This is a genomic window from Vibrio sp. 1402 (assembly GCF_033340275.1).
The window spans coordinates 1-629 of record NZ_JAWOWE010000386.1 but is presented as its reverse complement, the minus strand read 5'-3'; the positions used below and the strand labels follow the sequence as shown (position 1 = coordinate 629).

The window sequence follows — 629 nt, the reverse complement described above, 5'->3', positions numbered from 1 at the left end:
GCTGAGCACATGGTTCGCACCACCGGTTACTTGACCAGCATCGAAGACATTAAATCGCTGCCGCTTAAAGTGACCGACAAAGGTACACCGCTCTTATTGGGCGACATTGCTGACATCAACTTAGGTCCGCAAATGCGTCGCGGTATCTCTGAGCTTAACGGCGAAGGTGAAGCGGTGGGTGGCGTGATCGTGATGCGCTATGGCGAAAACGCGAGTGAGGTGATCAGCAAAGTTAAAGACAAGCTGGAAGATTTACAGCGTAGCTTGCCGGATGGCGTTGAAATCGTCACCACTTACGACCGTTCTACGCTGATCAATGCAGCTGTCGACAACCTTTGGAAGAAATTAGCGGAAGAGTTCATCGTCGTAGCCATCGTCTGTGCACTGTTCTTGTTCCATATTCGCTCTTCATTGGTTATCGCCCTGAGCTTGCCTGTCGGCATCCTTGCAGCGTTCATCGTGATGCATTCTCAAGGCATTAATGCCAACATCATGTCGCTCGGGGGGATTGCCATCGCCATCGGTGCAATGGTGGATGGTGCCATCGTGATGATAGAAAACGTCCACAAGCACATTGAGCGAACGCCACTCACGGATAAGAACCGCTGGCAAGTGATTGGCAAAAGATC

The 629-nt window shown here is 51.2% G+C and carries 1 protein-coding gene; it reads left to right on the top strand.

Annotated elements, in window-relative coordinates; genetic code table 11:
* Positions 1-629: efflux RND transporter permease subunit (locus R7044_RS26225; RefSeq protein WP_225456121.1), on the top strand; the 629-nt coding region annotated here is incomplete at both ends.